Raw genomic sequence first — 20128 nt, forward strand, 5'->3', positions numbered from 1 at the left:
AATGAAAATAATAACATGTACAATCGCCCTATTAACCGCTTCTTTAGCTTTGGCTCAGGCCAAAAAAGATACCGTTAAACTAAAAGACATAGAAGCAGTTACTTTAGTGGTAAGAAAACCGACAGTGGAATCCAAAGTTGACAGGACGGTTTTTAATGTAGCCAACAGTTCCATCCTGGCCGGAAATACCACCTGGGATGTACTGAGAATGACTCCCTTAGTAAGTATAGATAATAATGATGCTATTAAAGCAGAAGGCGAGAACGTTACGGTTTATATTAATGACAGAAAATCTGTTTTTACAGGAAAAGAACTAAAAGAATATCTGGCAACAATTCCCGCCGATAATCTGATGAAAATCGAGGTGATCACCAGCCCTTCTTCGCGTTATGAAACGACAGGATCCGTCATTAATATCGTACTGAAAAAGCGGGATGATGAAGGAATGAAAGGAAGCATCACCCTGAATAACAGACAAAACAGAAAAAATTCGCAATACACCAACTTCAACCTGAATTACCATAAGAAAAAATTCACACAAACGGTTATTGGAAGTTATAGTGACAATACATGGGTACAAACCAATTCGATTGTTAATTCCCTGTATGAAAATAATGATATTACCACAATCAATACTTTAAACACAGATAAAAGTAAAAGTCCCTCCATTTCTTCCACTTCAGAATATGAGCTGAACGATAAAAACAACATCGGTTTTATTGTGGAATATTATCAAAGTAAAAGAACGTCTTCATCAGAAGCGGAGGCAAGCAATTATGCCAATGACCAGTTCAAGTATTCTTATGATCAGAGCCAAAACTTAACGGGTATGAATCGTACTTTGGGAACCAATCTGTTTTACAAGTATTATGATAAAGAAAAAAACAGGATCTTGGATGTCAATTTAGGGACGAACTACGACTCTCAAAAAGATTCTAATGATTTCCTGAAAACATTTAGCAATAAACCGATTCCGGATCAAATAGGAGTTAATTCCAACAATCAGATGCGTAACTATTATATCAAAATTGATTATACGCAATCCATTGGAAAGTCGGGAGCCACATTTGAAGCCGGAGGAAAAATAGATTTCAATAATAACGTTGCTCCTTATTATTTGACGGGGAACAAGCTGGATCTGCTTCAAAAAACTGATAAATTCCATTATGAAGATAATATCAGTTCCCTTTATGCCAATTTCAGTAAAACCTTTTTTAAGAAGCTGGAAACCAGAGTCGGGATACGCTATGAATATATTGATTTCAAAGTAAGACAGGATATTGCAGGAACTTCAAGAAAAGACGGCTATGGTACTTTCCTTCCGAATCTATTGTTAAAATATTCTTTTTCAGATAAGTACGATCTAAGCCTTACCTACAACCGTAATATCTGGCGTCCGTGGTATGCCGAGTTCAACCCCTTCCTTCTACCTAATAATGATGGGATCTACTCCAGAGGAAATATCGACTTACAACCCAACCCAAGCGACAGGCTTTATCTGAAGTTCGGAATCTTGAAAAAATATTTCCTTTCTGCCAGATACATGTTTACCAAACAAGATTACTGGACCACTTATAGTACTCAGGTAGTTAATACACCTGGAGATCCCGACAACCCTACAAAAGAAATAACAGTGACCTACCCTGGCAATTTTAGCGGAAAGGTTCAGAAATACTACCTGTTTGCCAATACTAACCAGACTTTTCTGAAGAATAAGTTAAATGTAAATGTAGGCTTTGGCTGGTATTATATTGACAACAGTGATTTTAATCAAAGAAATGACCTGAAAGCAAGAGACTACATCAGCTATTGGGGAGGATCAACCAACCTTTCGTACACTAACCTGTTTAACAAGAATATTAATCTAAGTGCTTGGGTGGAAATATCCAATCAGAATAACGGGAACTCTTACGCCAATAAAACGAATGTATTCCACAATATTTCCATGACAAAAATATTCCCAAAAACACAGATGGAAGTCAGCCTTCAGCTGATGAATATTTTCCAGAGACCGAACTTTGATTCAACGACCTTCAGTCCGGTAGGAACTTTTAGAAATTCCACCCAATCCGATTGGTACGGAGTTTCCCTGTCTTTTGTGAAACGTTTCGGAAACCAGAAAGTAAAAACCAATACAAAGACCGACGTCGAAAAAGGCGGCGGTGGTGGCGGAGAAAAGTAAATGCTATTTTAATTGTTACTTATAGAAAAGGACTTTTTGAAATTCAAAAAGTCCTTTCTTTATCCGTTCGGAACCGAACTCTTATAATCTTAATTAAGAATCCCGTTCATCTCCGTTAAAATTACCGGCTTCCCATCAGTCACGATGATTGTATGTTCATGCTGTGCCATGTACCCACCTTTATTTCCTACCATGGTCCATCCGTCATTCAACTCAACGGCAAGGCTGGAAGTGGTTGAGATAAATGTTTCGATAGCAACAACCGAATTCTTTTTGAATCGTCTGGAATCATAACGGTTTTTATAATTCAGCAGATCATCCGGCTGTTCGTGCAGACTTCTTCCGATGCCATGCCCGGCAAGATTTTTAATCACTTTAAAACCTCTTTTCTTAGCCTCAGTCTCCATAAGCCACCCGATATCTGCAATTTTAACCCCACCTTTAATACTGTTAATTGCTTTTTCAAGAATATCTTTAGAAGCATCCACTAATTTCTGATGCTGATGAATATCTTCCCCAATAATAAAAGAACCTCCATTATCCGCCCAGAATCCATTTAGCTCTGCTGAAACATCGATATTAATTAAATCTCCTTCTTTCAGAACTCTTTCTTCCGTTGGAATACCATGGCAGAATTCATTATCTACGCTGATGCATGTCCAACCTGGAAATCCATAGGTCAGATAGGGGGCCGATTTAGCGCCAAAATCAGAAAGTATTTTTGCTCCAAACTCATCAAGTTCTTTTGTCGTCATTCCAGGCTGAGCATAGTTGGTCATTTCCTTTAATGTATAGGCAACTGCTTCACTTGCTTTTTGCATTCCTATTAATTCGGATTCGTTTGTTATTGACATTGTTATTTGTTTACGTAGGTTATTTTTGGATCGTTGTTCACAAAATTTACTGGAAACTACAAAGTTAGGCAATTAAAATATAGGATGGTGTGACAGGAAAAATTCCTATGTGAAAATGTTGAAGATAAATTTAAGTCATGTTTGATTACTTTTCTTATGTCTAACATAGATAATATAACTTATCTATAATTCTTTTTCTCGATAAAAATTAATTGTTTTTTTTACAATGTTTAATTTAGCAATTCCACTTCGCATACCGATAAAAATATTTTCTTCATCAAATACGACTACAGAATTTGGATATAGATTTCTCCAAAATTGTTCTCTAAAAATAAGGATCGCTTCTTCATTTACTACTTTGTAAAAACCATGAAAAGAAACAATATAAATAATGTCATTAAACACAGTTGATGCTTCTAAGGCATCTCCAAAGGATTCGATTTTTCTGTATGTGAAATCTTTTTTTAATTCATATAAGCTTCCCCATATACCCGAGCCTTCGGTAAAGTAGATTTTATTTTGGAATCGAAAAATATCAACCACATTTCCAAATTTTATTTCTATAGATTTCTTTATCTCTCCTTTCGGCTGAAAGTATAATGCTCCTCCCCATTCGCCTTTATTTTCTCCAATCAGTTTTCCACCTTCTATTTCTAATTCAGAATCTTCTTTATAATAACTGGCCTTTTCTACTATCAAACGATTATTTTCTTTTTTCACAGCATAGCAATCTTTAGATTGATTGAGAACAAACGATTCTTCAGATCCTACTTTTGGAATAGAATACTCACTAAAATTATCTGGAATTTTTATTTCTTGTCCTGTACTATAAGAACAAAAATAGAGTGTGAATAGTAGAAGTAATCTTTTCTCCATTGTTAAATTTATTGAAACGATGAAATTATTGCTTAGTAAATATCAAATCTTTTGTTTCAGGTAAGTAGATATTTATGTCTGTTCCCTGAGGACACTTACTGCTATCAAGTATAATGTCATTAGGACGATATTCCCAGGATAATTGTGTAGGACTTATCTTTTTTAAATTAATTTTCCCCCATCCAACGCGACAATTAGTCCCTCTATAATTAAATATTGCTTTACCTCCATTATCAACTATAAATTGACTATAAATTGTATGCGTATATTGATTCGACTGAAAATTCATGTTTTTAGTATCTTGCAGTATTGTACCTGTTGAATTTTTCACAATATATCTTATGGATAAAACATCTCTATATACTTTTTTATCCACTAGGTCAAAAAGCTTATCTTCTTCTTTAGAAATGTAAATGGTAATTTGTCTTCCATTATAGGAGGCTGAATAAACTCCTGTAAAGGCTGGTAATTCATTGTTTGTATCTTTTAAATGCGAGAGGTTAGGCACATTGTTCACAGCAGTACGAAGCGGATATATTTGCTGCGCCTGGCAAGATAATAGACCTATTAGAAAAGTGATTAATATGGCTGTTTTGATATTTATTGTTTTCATTTATTTTAATGTTTACTATTTAAGAGCAGGTTATTGAAGTTGGTTGATTATAATTATCCAGGGTAATCTTCTTTATTGTGCCATCTTTTTCTATTCTTTGCAGATTGACCTTTCCTACATTCGGGATAAAAAATAGGTTAAACTTATTAAAATCTATTTAATAAAATAGGCTAACCAAAAAGGCTAGCCCGTTTTTTACTGTTTCGTTAAAACAATGTCTTTAGGAAAGTTAAATGGCCAATCCTGCCCCTGAACCATAATTTGATTATAATACTGACAGGATTCATTTATTCCACTGGGATTATATTCGTAATGAAGTTTCATTTGCGTTTTTTCCAAATTCGTAAAAGTGATATTTACATTAGCACTTTTACCACACATATTATCAGGATGAAAGAGTAAAAACTTTTGTGAATAATTATTATACTGCCCAAAAATACCATAAAATTCTGGAGAAGATTGATTAAAATTAGTTATCCTATCTATTTCAATTGCTCCACTAGAAGAAATAATTTTTCGTTCACCAACTATTTGATCAGAATCATAATATGTTCCGTCATTTGCCGTGGATCTATCTTTTATTTTTTTCAATTGTAAATATACTGTTTTTCCATTCCAAGTACCTTTCCAGGTTCCAACATACTGATTAAGTTCTCCATCTAAATCTTTATAATAGGCTCCGTTTGGATAATCTATTTTACTTGTGTTCAAAGGAAATATCTGTTGAGCTGAAATAAAATTAACGCTAGTTATTAATAATATAATTAATGTTTTTTTCATTGTTTTCTTTTTATTGATAAACTTCCGTGTTTTTAGTATCTCTTGTATAGTAGATTTTTTTATGAGTAGCATTAAAAAAACCTTTACCAAAATTGATAAAGGTTAATTTAAAATAATTTTAGATTAGACAATCGTATTATTGTTTTGTAAATATTAAATCTTTTGTTTCTGGTAGGTAAATATTTATATCTGTTCCTTTAGGGCACCTGCTACTATCAACTATAATGTCGTTAGGACGATATTCCCATGAAATTTGTGTAGAATTTATTTTTTTTACTTTTATAGTTCCCCATCCTACACTACAATTTGTTCCTCCGTAATAAAATAACATTGTATTCCCGTTGTTCTCTGCCCATTGACTATAAATTGTATGCCTCAATTGATTTAATTGTCCAGTTATACTTTGAGTGTTTTGTAGAATACTTCCTGTTGAATTCTTAACAACATATTTTATTGACAAAATATCTTTATAGTATTTGTATTGATTTTCATCAAAAAGCTTATGGATTTGTTTTGTTATATACAGTGTAATTGTATTATTGTTATAACTTGCCTTCCATGTACCTATAAAAGAATCAAGTTCATTGTTAGTGTCTTTTAAATACGAATAGTTTGGTACTTCTGTATAGTCAGTTTTTAATGGATATTCTTGTGCTTTACAAGATAGAGCATAAAAAAATGTAAATATTAATAATAATTTATTCATGTTTTTTTATTTAAGAACAAGGGTTTGCTGTTATTATTCCGTTAGTATCTTTAGTTACTGTTTTTATAGTACCATCAATTTCAATTCTTTGTAAATTTATTTTTCCATCAAGTCCCATTTCTACTAATGTTTTAAAAAATAATCTTTCTAGACCTTCAGGAGTACTTGACGATTGATATAGATAGTTTCGTGTCTCAAAATTTTTAGTAAAAACATCTATTTGTTGTTGTGAAAAACTTACTAAAGCATCATTATAATTTCCATTAAAAGTAGCTACATAATGCATGCCATTTGGAGCGACCATCCCTATATATGCATTACTTGTATTCATGGGATTTCCATTCCCTTGTGCTAATGCAAATTGAAGTAGTTGTTCTATATCTGAAGGAGATAACATAGGTATTCCTGTAGGGGTGTGATTATGATATCCTCCTGCATATCCTGTTTTGTCTCCAAAATCAACACTATGGGTTCCTCCTTGTATTATTGCAGAAGGTACTCCGTCTGCTTTAAACATTACTCCAAGTTCACCTCCTTTAGGAGCTTGTTTTCGGAGTTCATTAATTTTTTCCAGTACCTGAGGCTTTGCTAAGTTATTTCTTGTTTTATTACATGGAGTTTCTGGGGTGTCTGGGTATGGATAACCTGTACCTCCTCCACCAGTACCCATATCACACAATCCTGTTACAGGATCTACAACACCTAAGCAATCAGAAATTTCTATTGGAGCGTCTATAACTCTACAAGTTGTAACATTACTGGATACCCAATATCCATCTCCTCCCTCTGGATCAGGATTAGATTCATTATTTGGATACCATGTAGAAATCGTTTTGGTTGAACAAACTAATGTGCCCTTACTACTATTGTTTGTGTTGGTATTTATTGCTTTTTTAACTCTTGGAGAAATATAATTTTGGAAAAAACTAATATCATTTTGTGATTGTCTGTATATGAAGTAAATTTTAGTGCCATGTCTAGGAACTTGAAGTACAGAAATAACTTTTCCATTATCTACTACAGGAACCATCAAAAAACTTTCATCAAAGCTATCCATTGTTGTGGCATAATCCCAATAAGGTGTTCCACTGCTTTTTTTGATTTTAGATTCATTTTCCTGATAGACTTTCATTACATTTTTAATATACTTTTCGTCTTCTTTCCAAAGGCTTTTGTTAGTATATTCTTTAGAACTTGGATCAAATGAAGCGGTGACTTCATCATGAACACATGAATACAGCGAGATGCAGAGGACTATTAGTAGCAGTAGCTTGAAAATAAATTTCTTTTTCATTTAGTGTTTCTATTTCTTAGGTAGCTAATATAAAAATATTTTATAATTCACACCTTAGGGTTTTCCTTAATTGTTTTGAGTTATTTTTTATTTGACGTGAGCTCTTATTGCAGGTACATAAAAGATTGAGAAAATACATTTTAATACAATGCTTTGTAGTCTTAATGAATGTTATCTTTTTAATGACCTTAGAAAACTCTTTGTAAAGCCAAATGTTTCTATAAAAAATTCAAAAACTAATACTGTAATACTTTTTAACACAAAAAAACCGCTCACATTTCTGTAAGCGGTTCATTTTCTGTGGTCCCACCTGGGCTCGAACCAGGGACCACCTGATTATGAGTCAGGTGCTCTAACCAACTGAGCTATAGGACCTCAAAACTTGGTTAAATTTTGTGATTGCAAAAATAGTAAAATTTCTTTCACTACAAAACTTTTTATGACTTTTCTTGACAAAGTTCTACGAGCACTCCGTTGGTGGATTTAGGATGAAGGAATACAACTAATTTGTTATCAGCACCTTCTTTCGGCTCTTCGGAGATAAATTGAAAACCTTCTTTTTTTAATCTTTTTACTTCTTCGACGATATTTTCAACGCCAAAAGCCAGGTGATGGATGCCTTCCCCCTTTTTATCGATGAATTTTGAGATGGGACTTTCCGGGTTGCTGGCTTCAAGAAGCTCGATTTTGCTTTCACCGGTTCCATAAAACGAGGTCACTACTCCTTCCCTTTCTACGGTTTCTTTTTTGTAGGAAGGTTTTCCTAAAAGCTTTTCAAAAAGTTCATCGGAAACTCCTAAAGATTTTACGGCAATGCCGATATGTTCTAACTTCATAAGTAAATTACTATAATTAAATCGTAAATTTGAAATACCCATTACATTTCAAATGAGCAATTCAAACAAAAGTACTAAATTTGCATAAATTATGGAAAGTAACAGACAAAGAAAAGTAGCACAGATTATACAGGAAGATTTTGCAGAATTATTCCGCAAACAGGCAGCTGACAGCAAACAGAACATTTTGGTTTCTGTTTCAGATGTTAAAGTAACTGCAGACCTGGGAATAGCAAAGATCTACTTAAGTATTTTTCCTCAGGAATTCCGTTCAGATATTATGAAGGAGATTGAGGAGAACAAACCTCAGTACAGAAATTTCATTGGCCAGAAAATGGCTAAACAAGTTCGTATCATTCCACAGCTTAGTTTCTACCTTGACACTTCTCTTGATGATGTTGAAAAACTGGAAAAAGAATTAAGAGGCGAGGGAGACAATCCTGTATTATAAATTTTGAAAAACATTGCATTCTATATTGCTTCCCGATACCTTTTAGCAAAAAAAGGGAGCACTGCCGTTACCTTCATCACATGGTTATCCGTGGGAGCAATGATGGTTGCCGTTACTGCAATGTTTGTCATTATTTCAGTTTTCTCGGGCCTTGAGGATCTTAATAAGGATCTGATCTCTAATCTTCATGCGGATCTTACGATCAAAAGCTCTGCAGGCAAGACCTTAAAGAACCTGCCGAAAATTGAAGATCTTCTTAAAAAAAACAAAGATATTACCAGCTTTTCCCGTGTTATTGAGGAAAAAGTATACATTAATTATAACGGTAAAGGAGACATTGCCTATCTGAGAGGAGTGGATTCAGCTTACACCGTAGTCAATCCCATCAATAAAGACGTATTTTACGGCAGCTACCCAAGTTTCGATTATTCGAATGAGGTATTGATGGAAAATTCACTGGATAACAGACTTTCGATTCCCATAGCTTCGTCAAAGGATTATGCCACCATCTTTATGCCGAAACCAGGACTTGGGATCATCAATAAAGAGGATGATATTTATAATAAAAAAGACATTCTGGTGACCGGTATTTTTCCGGGAAAAGATCAGCTGGACAGTTACATCATTTCCCCGATTGAATTGACGGAGCAACTATTGAACCTGCCCAAAAATTCAGCCTACCAGATCGTCATCAAGTTAAAAAATCCTGAAAATGCAGATATCGTTAAAGGTAAATTACTTTCTACTTTGGGCAAAGGGATTGATATCAAAACCAAAGAAGAAGAAAATGCTGCTTTCTGGAAAATGATCAATACGGAAAAGCTCTTCATCTACTTAATCTTCGCGTTGGTCATTTTTATCACGACCTTTAACCTGGCAGGAGCCATTATCATTCTGCAACTGGATAAAAAAGAACAGGCCAGATCACTGATCTCGCTTGGATTCCCGTTAAGCCACCTGAGAAGAATTTACTTCTACACCGGGGTTCTTATTGTAATATCAGGGATTATTTCCGGGTTGATTCTGGGGACAGCATTGTGCTATTTCCAATTGTTTACAGAATTTTTTAAAGCCAACGAGACATTGCCGTTCCCGGTAAAGATCGTAGGTAAAAATTATATCATTGTAGCCGTTACGGCATCTCTATTCGGCTTCATTATTTCGTGGGTATTTTCAAAAATCAGCAAGGAATATATTACTAAAAATTAATATACGTAAGATCGTATTTTCTTTACCTTTGCGACCCAATTTTTAAATAATGAAACGAATTTTATCTTCTTTTTTATTGGTATTAGCTTGTTTTTATACATTAGCACAAATACCTGCAGGCTATTATGATTCGGCTGTTGGATTAACCGGCCCTTCATTAAAAACCCAACTTAAGGAAATTATTTCTACGGGATATGTTCAACATACCTATAACGACCTTTGGGATGCCTATCAATCCACCGATAAAGACAATTTTTACGAGATGGATGGCACCGTTCTGGATATCTATTCCGAAAACCCTACGGGACCGGATAATTATAACTATACCTTTATAGTCAATCAATGCGGCAGCAACAATGGACCTGAAGGAACCTGCTACAACAGAGAGCATATTGTCCCTCAGAGTCTTTTCAGTGAAAACCTTCCCATGAAATCTGACATTCATTTTATACGCCCTACGGATTATAAGGTGAACGGCATGAGATCTAATTACCCTTTTGGAGTTGTAGACGTACCAACATTCGTTTCCCAAAACGGATCCAAGCTTGGGAGTTCTGCTTCCGCGGGATATACAGGTATTGTATTTGAACCTAATAATGCTTTTAAGGGCGATATAGCAAGAATGGTCCTTTATTTCGTAACAAGATATGAAGCCCAGCTTTCTACTTTCAGTACAGGGAATATTCTGGGAGGTTCTGCTTTCCCGGGGCTTCAATCGTGGGAACTGAATCAGTTGCTGGCATGGCATGCGGCAGATCCGGTGTCACCGGAGGAAATTGCAAGAAACAATGCATCTTATGCTTATCAAAACAACAGAAACCCTTATATCGATCACCCTGAATATGTGGCACTGATCTGGGGAACTCCGGTTATCGATACCCAGGCGCCAACAGCAGCGACCAACCTGATAGCCAACAACCCTACTTCTAACTCCATGTCATTGAGCTGGACGGCAGCAACCGATAATATAGGCGTAATTGGCTATGATATTTATGCAAACAATACATTCAAAACTTACGTAACAGGAACTACGGCAGTGGTTTCCGGATTATCTCCGTCTACTACGTATGATTTCTATGTAATTGCTAAGGATGCAGGCGGAAATTCATCTCCTCAGAGCAACATCGCACAAGGGACTACCTTGGCAGCACCGGCAGGAGGAAGTTGTGGAACCGAAACTTTTGATGCCATACCAACAGCTCCTAATCCTAGTTCTTACATCGATAGAACATGGACGAGCAATGGAATTACATGGAATGCTACCTCTGCAAGAACAGATGAAACAATCAATGGAAAATCCATCACGATCAAAAACGGAGTCTTAACAAGCTCTACCATTTCAGGCGGTGTACAAAGCTTAACACTAACGACCCAATTGAAGTATAGCGGAGCTGCCGGAACATTGAATGTTGAAATCAATGGAAATCTTGTAGGTACCATACCGTACAGCTCTTCCGTACAAACAACAACGATCAGCAATATTAATGTTACCGGAAATGCCGTGATCAAAATCATCACAACATCATCTGCAACAAACAGAATCGCAATGGATGATCTTAGCTGGACATGTAATTCAACATTAGCTACTGTTGATGCCACTAAAAATTCATCATCATTTGTGGTTTATCCTAATCCGGTTACAAATAATGAGCTTTATGTAAAAGGTGAACAGCTGAATAAAATTTCCAAAGCAGAGATTTATGATCTGTCGGGAAAACTGATCCGGGTGATTGACAATCCATTCAAAAATTCTAACAGAATTCATTTAAATGGATTGACTAAAGGAAATTACATCCTAAAAACCGACAACATTTCTGCAAAATTCATTGTGGAATAATCTTAAAAATATTTTAATCTATAAAGACCGATTTGTTCGGTCTTTTTTTTATTTTTGATAGATGGATTCCAATAAAAAATTAGGCTTAATAGGAAGAAATATTTCTTATTCTTTTTCCAAAAAATTCTTTGAAGATAAATTCCAAAAACTAATGCTGAAAGGCATCTCCTATAGTATTTTTGATCTTCAGGAAATCGAAGAGGTTGAAAACCTGTTTTCAACACCTGGTCTCCTGGGCTTTAATGTGACCATCCCGTATAAAGAAAAGATCATCAATTATCTGGACAATTTGAGTGAAGAAGCTGAAAAAATAGGCGCTGTAAACTGTGTTTTAATTGAAGATGGAAAGAAAACGGGTTATAACACGGATGCTTTCGGATTTGAAAAAACCCTGCTTCTCCATAAAAAACCACACCATACTTCAGCATTGATTTTAGGTGATGGCGGAGCCGCCAAAGCGGTACAATATGTATTGGATAAAAATGGCATTTCTTCACAGACCGTTTCCAGAAAGTCTATATTAAATTTTGATAATCTGGATACAGAAACAGTAAACAACCACAAGCTGATCATCCAGACTACTCCCGTAGGTACATTTCCGAATGTTGAGGATTGCTTAAAATTCCCATTTGAGGGACTTTCCCGCGAACATTTGATCATCGATCTTATATACAATCCCAATTACACGAAGTTCATTATTAATGCTTCGGAAAAAGGAGCAAAGACTGTAAATGGCTATTATATGCTTGAACAGCAAGCAGAAAAAGCTTGGGAAATTTGGAATTTTCAAAAAAAATAACATAAATTAGTGCATTAATTGGCTTTTTAGCTACGTGCGACAGATAATAAACGCCATTCACATAAAAGATTTGCTATGACAACAGAAAATAACCTTTCTGAAAACGAAGAAAGTAAAAATTCTATCGAAGGATCAAATGAAGAAACTTCAGAAAACACTGTACCTCAGGAAGAAAACCAGCATGATGATGCTGAACATCTGGAAGAGGAAGCAGATACTGATATTTCTTTGGCTGATGCATTGAAGGAAATGGAAAAAATCATCAACGCTCCTAATGCGGGCGAGGATGTAAAAAAATTCAACCAGTTAAAAGAAAAAGCAAGTCATTACATCCATGATGAAGTGGAGGACAAAAAGCACGAATATGTAGAAGCCGGGAATGCTCCTGAAAATTTCAGCTATGAGCACCCTTCTCAATCCAAGCTTTCGGCTTTGGTTAACATCTTCAGAGAAAAGCATGACAATTTCCAGAAAGGACTGGAGGAAGAACAAAAAAAGAATCTGGAACACCGTCAGGGAATCATTGAAAGGCTTAAAAACCTTTACACCAATTCCGAACCCAATACCAATTTATTCAAATCGATCCGCGAGATCAAAGAAGACTGGTCTAACGCGGGACAGGTAGCAAAATCTGAATTTAAAATCCTTAACAATAATTATTTCCACCATCTGAATCAATTTTATCAAATGCTGGATTTAAATAAAGAATTCCTGGAGCAGGAATACGGTCATAACCTTGAAAAAAGACAGCATATTATTGCCCGCGCTAAAGAACTGGAAAATGAGCCCGTTATTCAAAAAGCGCTGAATGAGCTGCAATATCTTCATAAGCTTTGGAAAGAAGAGGCAGAACCTGTAGCAGAAGAATTCCGTGAAAAAACATGGGAAGAGTTCAAAGAAATTTCGAATAAGATACACGAAAGAAAATCTGAACTTTCTGCAGCCATAGAAACTGAACAGAATGACAATCTTGAAAAGAAGAACAAGATTATCGAAGAGATAAAGAAATTATCCGAACCTGCGGAAACTCCTAACCACAATTACTGGCAAAATGCCATCAGAAGAGTTGAGGATCTCCGTTCAGAGTTTTTGAAAACGGGAAGTGTTCCAAGAAAGCTATCCAACCAAAACTGGAATGATTTCAAAACCACTCTAAGGAATTTCAATACGACAAAGAACAATTATTATAAATCTTTGAAGGGTTCTCAGCAAACCAACCTGGAGGAAAAATTAAAACTGATCCAGACTGCCAAGGACAATATGAATAATGAAGAATGGGATATTGCAGTTCCATTATTTAAAAAGCTTCAGGAAGACTGGAAAAAAATCGGCCATGTTCCAAAAAGCATGACCAACAAGATCTGGGATGAGTTCCGTGATGCCTGCAATACTTTCTTTAATAACTACAGAGAAAAAAGCAATGCATCTACAGATAACTGGAAGGAGAACTACAAACAGAAAAAAGAGCTTCTTGAAGAGCTGAAAACGATCTCTAACGATGAAGGAAGTATTGAAAAAATAGAGACAATAAAAACAGCATGGAATAATGTAGGAAAAGTTCCTAGAGATAAGATCTCTATCAACTCCGAATTCAACAAAACTTTAAGAGAAAAATTAAAGCTGAATAAGATCAATGAACTGGAGTTGAAAGAAGACGGTCTTTCTGAAAATCAATTAACCGATAAGGCGAGAAAAATGAAGAGCCAGATCTCTGACCTGGAGTCAGAAATCGTTAAATTAGAGAACAACCTTTCATTCTTCAATAAACCTTCAAGGGACAATCCTCTTTTAGCGGATACCTTCAACACGATTGATGAGAAGAAAGCTCACCTGGAAACTTTAAAACAGAATCTTCACAACATTATTGTCGGAGAATAACAGATAAAAAAATAACACCCAAGGCGAAGCAAAGAAATTTGTCTTCGCCTTTTTTATATTATGCAGGACGAATTATACATAAAAAGATGTATCGAGCTCGCTCAAAAAGCTTTGGGCAGAACATATCCTAATCCTCTTGTAGGAAGTGTGATTGTACATAACGGCGAAATTATTGGAGAAGGCTATCATCACAAAGCCGGAGAACCTCATGCAGAGATCAATGCAATCAATTCCGTAATCAATAAGGATCTGATTCCTGAATCTACCATTTACGTATCCCTTGAGCCCTGTGCTCATTACGGGAAAACTCCACCATGCGCATTAAAGATCAAAGAACTGGGATTCAAAAAAGTGGTGATCGGAGCGATGGACTCTCATGACAAAGTGAACGGGAAAGGCAAAAAGATCATTCAGGATGCCGGAATAGAAGTCATTTCAGGCATACTTGAAAAAGAGTCTGTTGAGCTGAACAAAAGATTCTTTACGTACCATGAAAAGAAAAGACCTTATATCATTTTAAAATGGGCTGAGTCAAAAGATGGATTTTTGGATAAAGATTTTAAACCGACTTCAATTTCAAATTCGCTGGTCAATCAGTTTGTCCATCAACTACGAGCTGATGAACATGCCATTTTAGTAGGTACACAAACCGCACTTAACGATAATCCCGGCCTTACCGTAAGAAATGTTGAAGGAGTAAATCCTGTCAGAATTTTAATAGATCTCAACCTGAAAGTACCTGATAATTTTAAGATCTTCAACAAAGAAGCCAAAACGTTGGTTCTTAATTCTGTCAAAGAAGGAAACGAAGAAAATATTCACTGGATCAAAATCAGAAAGGATGATTTCATTTCCGACCTGATGGACATCCTGTATCAGGAGCAGATCCAATCCGTTATTATAGAAGGAGGGCGTTTTACCCTTCAGCAATTCATTGACGCTAACCTTTGGGACGAAGCTATCGTTATCAAAAATGAAAATCTCATCCTTGAAAAGGGAACACAAGCCCCTGAATTCCATTCAGAACCTTTTAAAACCGAAACCGTGAGAGATAATACGATGGCTTTTCATACTTCCCGTATGGTGTAACCGTTTTAAACTGAACCCGTAGTTAAATTATAAAAGTCTATTGGGGTTTCAAACTAAAGCATTTTATACTTTTGTACTTTTAAAGCCGGCCATAATGATGCACGAATACAAAACCATTGATAAACCCATCGAAAACACTTTAATCAAGGAAAAGGGAAGCAAATTCATCGGATTTGCTTATCCCGTTGCGAACGAAAATGAACTTAAGGACGCGCTTGAAAAAGTAAGAAACGAGCATCCTAAAGCGACACACCATTGCTACGCTTTCAGAATGGGTCTTCATGGTGAAAATTACCGAGCAAATGATGACGGGGAACCTTCGGGAAGTGCCGGGTTACCAATCTACAATCAACTATTAGCCCATGAGATCACCAATGTTCTCGTGATTGTAGTCCGATATTATGGAGGAACTAAACTGGGCGTATCAGGTCTTGTAAAAGCATATAAAGAGTCTGCAAAGTTAACCCTTGAAGAAGCCAATATCATCACACGGGAACTGGAAACAGAAGTTGAAATCCGATTTAATTTTAATCAGCAAAACACCATTTTCACCCTGTTGTCAAAATTCGATGCAAAAGTCCTGAATTTTGATGCGAATGAAAACTGCATCCTTACCGCCTCTTTAAAAACGGCACAAAAAGAAAACATCTCAGATAAATTATCCGAGATGCAATATGTATCCTTTACATTTAAAGATTAATTTCTTCGGCTTCCCATCAGGATCGACAACCAGTAAAGAAGTTGTACCAGTGATCCGATAGCTGCAACTACATAGGTTCTGGCAGCCCATTTTAAGCTGTCCTGTACTCCTACATATTCTTCAGGAGTTACAGTCCCTGTATCTTTAAGCCATTTCATCGCCCTGTTACTTGCATCATATTCTACAGGAAGGGTGATAAAAGCAAATAAAGTAGTCACGGCAAACAATGCTACGCCAATAGCCAGGACGGTTGTATTCCCATTAGGATTCTCAATTGTTCTGCTGGCAGCCATAATGGCAATACCTGCAAAAATGACAAACTGCATTAAATTAGAACTGATATTCACAATAGGAACTAATTTTGACCGCATCTGAAGCATGGAATACCCTACTGCATGCTGTACTGCATGGCCGCATTCATGAGCAGCCACTGCGGCTGCCGCTGCATTCCTCTGCATATACACCCCTTCCGAAAGGTTGACCGTTTTATCTGCTGGATTATAGTGATCTGTTAATTGTCCGGGAACCGAAATTACCTGAACATCATTAATTCCGTTATCTCTTAACATTTTTTCAGCCACTTCTTTTCCTGAAAGGCCATTTCGAAGGTGTACATTGGAATAATACTCAAATTTGGATTTCAACTTTGATGAAACATACCAACTCACCAACATTGTAATCCCAATAATTACATAATAACCAATCATTTTAATAAAATTTTATAGATATTTTTTAACCTGTAAGATGTAAAAACTGTGCCAAAGTATTACATTTTATTTATTTATATTTGCCTTTTAATTACCCCAGAAAAACCATGTCTAAAGTTTCAATTCTAGAAGTAAAAAACCAGAACGAATTAAAACAGTTTGTGATGTTCCCCATGGATTTGTATAAAAACAATCCTTACTATGTACCCTCATTTATCAAAGATGAAATGAAGATCTGGGACGCCAAAGAAAATCCAGCACTGAATTACTCGGAATCAAAACAGTACCTTGCCTATAAAGACAAAAAAGTAGTGGGACGTATTGCCGTGATGATCAATCACAAGGAGGAAAAGGAACTGGGCATAAAAAAAGTTCGTTTTGGGTGGATCGATTTTATCGATGACAAAGAGGTTTCTGAAGCATTGATTCAAAAAGCAATTGACTACGCAAAAGAGCATCATATAGACATGATCGAAGGTCCTATGGGATTTACCAACCTGGATAAAGCAGGAATGCTGACCATGGGGTTTGACAAACTGGCAACCATGATCGGAATTTACAATCATGATTACTATCCTAAACATCTTGAAAGCCTTGGCCTCACCAAGGAAAAGGAATGGGTGGAATTTGAAATGGAATTCCCTAAAGTCCTTCCTGAAAAAGTAGAAAAATTCAGTGGATTGATCGCTCAAAAATATAAACTGAAAGTCCTGAACTTCAAATCTAAAGAGGAAATTCTTCCGTATGTGGAACCTATGTTTAAGCTTTTGGATGAAACCTATAAGCACCTCTCCACGTATACTCCTATTTCCGACGAACAGATCAAAACATACAGAGAAAAATATTTCCCGTTTATCGATAAAAACTACGTGATCTGCGTTGTTGATGAAAATGATCAGCTGATTTCTTTTGCAATCACGATGCCCTCTTATTCGAAAGCGTTACAGAAATCAAAGGGTAAACTATTCCCGTTCGGGTGGTGGCATTTTTTACAGGCCGGTAAAAAGAATGACCGCGCTAATTTCTATCTTATCGGTATTCATCCGGAATACCAGAGAAGAGGAGTTACGGCTATTATTTTTAAGGAAATTTTCGTTCGTTTTACCAGTATGGGAATCAAATTTGCAGAAACCAATCCGGAACTGGAAGAAAACAAAAGTGTGCAACTGCTTTGGCAGGATTACAATCCGGTTAATCATAAAAGAAGGAGAACCTATTCACTGAAGATCAATAGCTGATAAGGTACGAGGTTTGTATTGCTGGATTTTCAATTCCGGTTATAAACATAACATAAGTTTCAATTTGATAATTTAAACCAATGATTTTCAATCCTGAACATCGACACATACATCCATAAATCGAATTTCACATCCTGTATCTCGTCGCTCACAATTAATTACTCAAACGTATAAATCCTCTCCTATGAAACCACATCTCATCGTCTTCGCTATTTTAATTGCCGGGTTTATTATTTACAACTTTTTTTTCCAAAACGGAGACGATAAAACAAACACGGTAATCAATATTATTTACGCCAGTATCCTTTTCGGTTATATTTCATTTATGGCTTACTCTTTACTCAAAAAAATGCAGAAATAACCGTTATTTTTATTAATTCTAAATTACCGGTTTTTCCCATTTTAACTCCACATTTAAGGTTATTAATTTCATGCTTTCTTGTTTATTCGCTAAATTTGCAAATTGAGATAATAATGCAAAAATGAATTTACCTGAAAGTTATATTCCGATCCTTATCCAAGCTGCCGTTGCCATTGGTTTTGTAGCTGTTTCATTGCTTGGAGCGCATTTCTTAGGACCTCGTCAGAAGAAAGGAAATTCTGTGAAAAATCAAAGTTGGGAGTGCGGTGTTCCTGTTGAAGGAAATGCCAGAACCCCTTTTTCGATCAAATATTTCCTTACAGCTGTCTTGTTCGTTCTATTCGATATCGAAATCGTATTTTTTTATCCATATGCCGTTAACTTCAGAGAATTCGGATTCGAAGGATTCCTTGCAGTCCTTACCTTCGTGGCTATTTTCTTCGTAGGTTTTATCTATGTATGGAAACGTGGCGCGCTAGATTGGGATAAATAAATTTTAACATTAAAAAGATTTAATTATTTGATGGATTTAAAGCTTTATCATGCTTTTAAACTTCTAAATTTTTAATCTTTAAATATTTAATAAAATGTCAGATAAAAAACCAGTAATAAGAACAGATGCACCTGCTCCCGAAGGATTTGAAGGAGAAGGATTTTTCGCAACGAAACTGAGCAGTGTAATCGGAATGGCAAGAAAGTTTTCTCTTTGGCCGTTACCATTTGCTACCTCTTGTTGTGGTATCGAGTTTATGGCGACTCTTAACCCAACATATGATGCTTCAAGATTTGGAATGGAAAGAAACTCTTTCTCTCCAAGACAGGCAGACATGTTGATGGTTTGTGGAACTATATCCAAGAAATTAGGCCCGGTCCTAAAAGAAGTGTACACTCAGATGGCTGAGCCGAAATGGGTGGTTGCTGTAGGAGCATGTGCTTCCAGCGGTGGTATTTTTGACACCTACTCTGTTTTACAGGGAATCGATAAGATTATTCCGGTTGACGTATACGTTCCGGGATGCCCGCCAAGACCGGAGCAGATCATTGAAGGAGTAATGCAGGTTCAGGCTCTTGCAGAAAGCGAAAGCATCAGAAGAAGAGATATGCCTGAATATCAGAATTTATTAGACTCTTACAACATAAGCAACTAAACGGAAATGACGAACGAATTTGTATTAGAAGCAATCACCAGGGAGTTTCCTGAAACTGTAATTTCCAGTTCAGAGCCTTATGGAATGCTTACCGTTGAAGTGAAGAAAGATGACATCAAAAAAGTGATTCATTACCTTAAGGATTCGTCTTTAGAAATTAATTTCCTTACAGATATTTGTGGAATTCATTATCCTGAATTTCCGGAGAAAGAAATCGGCGTAGTCTACCATTTACATAATATGATGACGAATTTCAGAATCCGTCTTAAAGTATTTATGTCCAGAGAGAATATTGAGGTAGACTCTCTTACAGATCTATATGCCGGAGCGAACTGGATGGAAAGGGAAACCTATGATTTCTTTGGAATCAAATTCAAGGGACATCCGGATCTGCGACCTATTTTAAATATGGAAGATCTTGGTTACCACCCGATGCTGAAGGAATATCGTCTTGAGGATGGTACAAGAACCGACAAGAACGATAGCATGTTCGGAAGATAAAATAAAAATATAATGATTGCTGATGATTGATTAATGATCAATTATCGCTTATCAATTATCAATTATATA

20 protein-coding genes and 1 tRNA gene are annotated in these 20128 nt (G+C 35.9%); 12 read left to right on the forward strand and 9 right to left on the reverse strand.

Annotated elements, in window-relative coordinates; all coding sequences use genetic code 11:
- Position 1: 1 nt before the first annotated feature.
- Positions 2-2182 (forward strand): outer membrane beta-barrel protein, encoded by a 2181-nt coding sequence (locus AAEU33_RS01370; RefSeq protein ID WP_345990626.1) that lies wholly within the window; start codon positions 2-4, stop codon positions 2180-2182.
- A gap of 89 nt (positions 2183-2271) precedes the next feature.
- Here the strand turns inward: AAEU33_RS01370 and map are convergent, their stop codons facing one another.
- The 8 genes from map to mce form a co-directional block, all read right to left on the reverse strand.
- Complete coding sequence (gene map / locus AAEU33_RS01375) at positions 2272-3036, reverse strand: type I methionyl aminopeptidase (RefSeq protein WP_345990627.1); 765 nt, start codon at positions 3034-3036, stop codon at positions 2272-2274.
- 183 nt (positions 3037-3219) lie between these two features.
- Entirely contained in the window at positions 3220-3912 is a 693-nt protein-coding gene (locus AAEU33_RS01380; protein ID WP_172283716.1) for a hypothetical protein, read from the reverse strand.
- A 25-nt stretch (positions 3913-3937) separates the two neighbouring features.
- A complete protein-coding gene (locus AAEU33_RS01385; RefSeq protein ID WP_345990630.1) occupies positions 3938-4525 on the reverse strand; it encodes a hypothetical protein in 588 nt (195 codons plus the stop codon).
- 195 nt (positions 4526-4720) lie between these two features.
- Entirely contained in the window at positions 4721-5305 is a 585-nt protein-coding gene (locus tag AAEU33_RS01390; protein WP_345990632.1) for a DUF6705 family protein, read from the reverse strand.
- Positions 5306-5441: 136 nt separating this feature from the next.
- A complete protein-coding gene (locus AAEU33_RS01395; protein ID WP_345990633.1) occupies positions 5442-6011 on the reverse strand; it encodes a DUF6705 family protein in 570 nt (189 codons plus the stop codon).
- Between the two features lie 10 nt (positions 6012-6021).
- Positions 6022-7305: a hypothetical protein gene (locus tag AAEU33_RS01400; protein ID WP_345990635.1), complete on the reverse strand. Its 1284-nt coding sequence runs from the start codon at positions 7303-7305 to the stop codon at positions 6022-6024.
- A 301-nt stretch (positions 7306-7606) separates the two neighbouring features.
- Positions 7607-7680, reverse strand: a tRNA-Ile gene (locus AAEU33_RS01405).
- 62 nt (positions 7681-7742) lie between these two features.
- Positions 7743-8141, reverse strand: a complete 399-nt coding sequence (mce, locus tag AAEU33_RS01410; RefSeq protein ID WP_172283698.1) for a methylmalonyl-CoA epimerase — start codon at positions 8139-8141, stop codon at positions 7743-7745.
- Positions 8142-8232: 91 nt separating this feature from the next.
- Here mce and rbfA point away from each other — a divergent pair, with 91 nt between their 5' ends.
- The 7 genes from rbfA to AAEU33_RS01445 all read left to right on the forward strand — a co-directional run bounded on the left by rbfA (position 8233) and on the right by AAEU33_RS01445 (position 16104).
- A complete protein-coding gene (gene rbfA / locus AAEU33_RS01415; protein ID WP_172283696.1) occupies positions 8233-8592 on the forward strand; it encodes a 30S ribosome-binding factor RbfA in 360 nt (119 codons plus the stop codon).
- Positions 8593-8595: 3 nt separating this feature from the next.
- Positions 8596-9801, forward strand: coding sequence for an ABC transporter permease (locus AAEU33_RS01420; RefSeq protein ID WP_345990637.1), 1206 nt, complete (start codon positions 8596-8598; stop codon positions 9799-9801).
- A gap of 49 nt (positions 9802-9850) precedes the next feature.
- The gene (locus AAEU33_RS01425; RefSeq protein WP_345990639.1) at positions 9851-11638 is read left to right on the forward strand and encodes an endonuclease; all 1788 of its coding nucleotides are present in this window, start codon (positions 9851-9853) and stop codon (positions 11636-11638) included.
- Between the two features lie 61 nt (positions 11639-11699).
- Positions 11700-12437, forward strand: a complete 738-nt coding sequence (locus AAEU33_RS01430) for a shikimate dehydrogenase (RefSeq protein ID WP_345990641.1) — start codon at positions 11700-11702, stop codon at positions 12435-12437.
- Positions 12438-12512: 75 nt separating this feature from the next.
- Complete coding sequence (locus AAEU33_RS01435; protein WP_273650698.1) at positions 12513-14315, forward strand: DUF349 domain-containing protein; 1803 nt, start codon at positions 12513-12515, stop codon at positions 14313-14315.
- Positions 14316-14375: 60 nt separating this feature from the next.
- Entirely contained in the window at positions 14376-15404 is a 1029-nt protein-coding gene (gene ribD, locus AAEU33_RS01440; protein ID WP_345990643.1) for a bifunctional diaminohydroxyphosphoribosylaminopyrimidine deaminase/5-amino-6-(5-phosphoribosylamino)uracil reductase RibD, read from the forward strand.
- Positions 15405-15501: 97 nt separating this feature from the next.
- Positions 15502-16104, forward strand: a complete 603-nt coding sequence (locus AAEU33_RS01445; protein ID WP_345992723.1) for a YigZ family protein — start codon at positions 15502-15504, stop codon at positions 16102-16104.
- Here AAEU33_RS01445 and AAEU33_RS01450 read toward each other — a convergent pair.
- On the reverse strand, positions 16101-16811 hold the full coding sequence (locus AAEU33_RS01450) for a zinc metallopeptidase (protein WP_345990645.1): 711 nt from the start codon (positions 16809-16811) through the stop codon (positions 16101-16103). The genes AAEU33_RS01445 and AAEU33_RS01450 overlap by 4 nt on opposite strands.
- A 107-nt stretch (positions 16812-16918) precedes the next feature.
- Here AAEU33_RS01450 and AAEU33_RS01455 point away from each other — a divergent pair, with 107 nt between their 5' ends.
- The 4 genes from AAEU33_RS01455 to AAEU33_RS01470 all read left to right on the forward strand — a co-directional run bounded on the left by AAEU33_RS01455 (position 16919) and on the right by AAEU33_RS01470 (position 20059).
- Positions 16919-18049, forward strand: coding sequence for a GNAT family N-acetyltransferase (locus AAEU33_RS01455; protein ID WP_172283682.1), 1131 nt, complete (start codon positions 16919-16921; stop codon positions 18047-18049).
- A gap of 482 nt (positions 18050-18531) precedes the next feature.
- Positions 18532-18903 carry an NADH-quinone oxidoreductase subunit A gene (locus AAEU33_RS01460; protein ID WP_172283680.1) on the forward strand — a complete coding sequence of 124 codons (372 nt, stop codon included), beginning with the start codon at positions 18532-18534 and terminating at the stop codon, positions 18901-18903.
- 94 nt (positions 18904-18997) lie between these two features.
- Positions 18998-19558 carry an NADH-quinone oxidoreductase subunit B gene (locus AAEU33_RS01465; RefSeq protein ID WP_172283678.1) on the forward strand — a complete coding sequence of 187 codons (561 nt, stop codon included), beginning with the start codon at positions 18998-19000 and terminating at the stop codon, positions 19556-19558.
- A 6-nt stretch (positions 19559-19564) separates the two neighbouring features.
- Positions 19565-20059, forward strand: coding sequence for an NADH-quinone oxidoreductase subunit C (locus AAEU33_RS01470; RefSeq protein ID WP_172283676.1), 495 nt, complete (start codon positions 19565-19567; stop codon positions 20057-20059).
- The last annotated feature ends 69 nt before the right edge of the window (positions 20060-20128 follow it).

The organism is Chryseobacterium sp. Chry.R1 (assembly GCF_039645525.1).
In the GTDB taxonomy this organism is placed as follows: Bacteria; Bacteroidota; Bacteroidia; order Flavobacteriales; family Weeksellaceae; genus Chryseobacterium; species Chryseobacterium proteolyticum.

Coding starts and splice junctions, on each gene's coding strand:
- AAEU33_RS01435 (WP_273650698.1), top strand. CDS start 12,513: ATGACAACAGAAAATAACCTTTCTGAAAACGAAGAAAGTAAAAATTCT.
- ribD (WP_345990643.1), top strand. CDS start 14,376: ATGCAGGACGAATTATACATAAAAAGATGTATCGAGCTCGCTCAAAAA.
- AAEU33_RS01385 (WP_345990630.1), bottom strand. CDS start 4,525: ATGAAAACAATAAATATCAAAACAGCCATATTAATCACTTTTCTAATA.
- mce (WP_172283698.1), bottom strand. CDS start 8,141: ATGAAGTTAGAACATATCGGCATTGCCGTAAAATCTTTAGGAGTTTCC.
- map (WP_345990627.1), bottom strand. CDS start 3,036: ATGTCAATAACAAACGAATCCGAATTAATAGGAATGCAAAAAGCAAGT.
- AAEU33_RS01470 (WP_172283676.1), top strand. CDS start 19,565: ATGACGAACGAATTTGTATTAGAAGCAATCACCAGGGAGTTTCCTGAA.
- AAEU33_RS01465 (WP_172283678.1), top strand. CDS start 18,998: ATGTCAGATAAAAAACCAGTAATAAGAACAGATGCACCTGCTCCCGAA.
- AAEU33_RS01390 (WP_345990632.1), bottom strand. CDS start 5,305: ATGAAAAAAACATTAATTATATTATTAATAACTAGCGTTAATTTTATT.
- rbfA (WP_172283696.1), top strand. CDS start 8,233: ATGGAAAGTAACAGACAAAGAAAAGTAGCACAGATTATACAGGAAGAT.
- AAEU33_RS01460 (WP_172283680.1), top strand. CDS start 18,532: ATGAATTTACCTGAAAGTTATATTCCGATCCTTATCCAAGCTGCCGTT.
- AAEU33_RS01455 (WP_172283682.1), top strand. CDS start 16,919: ATGTCTAAAGTTTCAATTCTAGAAGTAAAAAACCAGAACGAATTAAAA.
- AAEU33_RS01445 (WP_345992723.1), top strand. CDS start 15,502: ATGCACGAATACAAAACCATTGATAAACCCATCGAAAACACTTTAATC.
- AAEU33_RS01380 (WP_172283716.1), bottom strand. CDS start 3,912: ATGGAGAAAAGATTACTTCTACTATTCACACTCTATTTTTGTTCTTAT.
- AAEU33_RS01370 (WP_345990626.1), top strand. CDS start 2: ATGAAAATAATAACATGTACAATCGCCCTATTAACCGCTTCTTTAGCT.
- AAEU33_RS01430 (WP_345990641.1), top strand. CDS start 11,700: ATGGATTCCAATAAAAAATTAGGCTTAATAGGAAGAAATATTTCTTAT.
- AAEU33_RS01400 (WP_345990635.1), bottom strand. CDS start 7,305: ATGAAAAAGAAATTTATTTTCAAGCTACTGCTACTAATAGTCCTCTGC.
- AAEU33_RS01395 (WP_345990633.1), bottom strand. CDS start 6,011: ATGAATAAATTATTATTAATATTTACATTTTTTTATGCTCTATCTTGT.
- AAEU33_RS01450 (WP_345990645.1), bottom strand. CDS start 16,811: ATGATTGGTTATTATGTAATTATTGGGATTACAATGTTGGTGAGTTGG.
- AAEU33_RS01425 (WP_345990639.1), top strand. CDS start 9,851: ATGAAACGAATTTTATCTTCTTTTTTATTGGTATTAGCTTGTTTTTAT.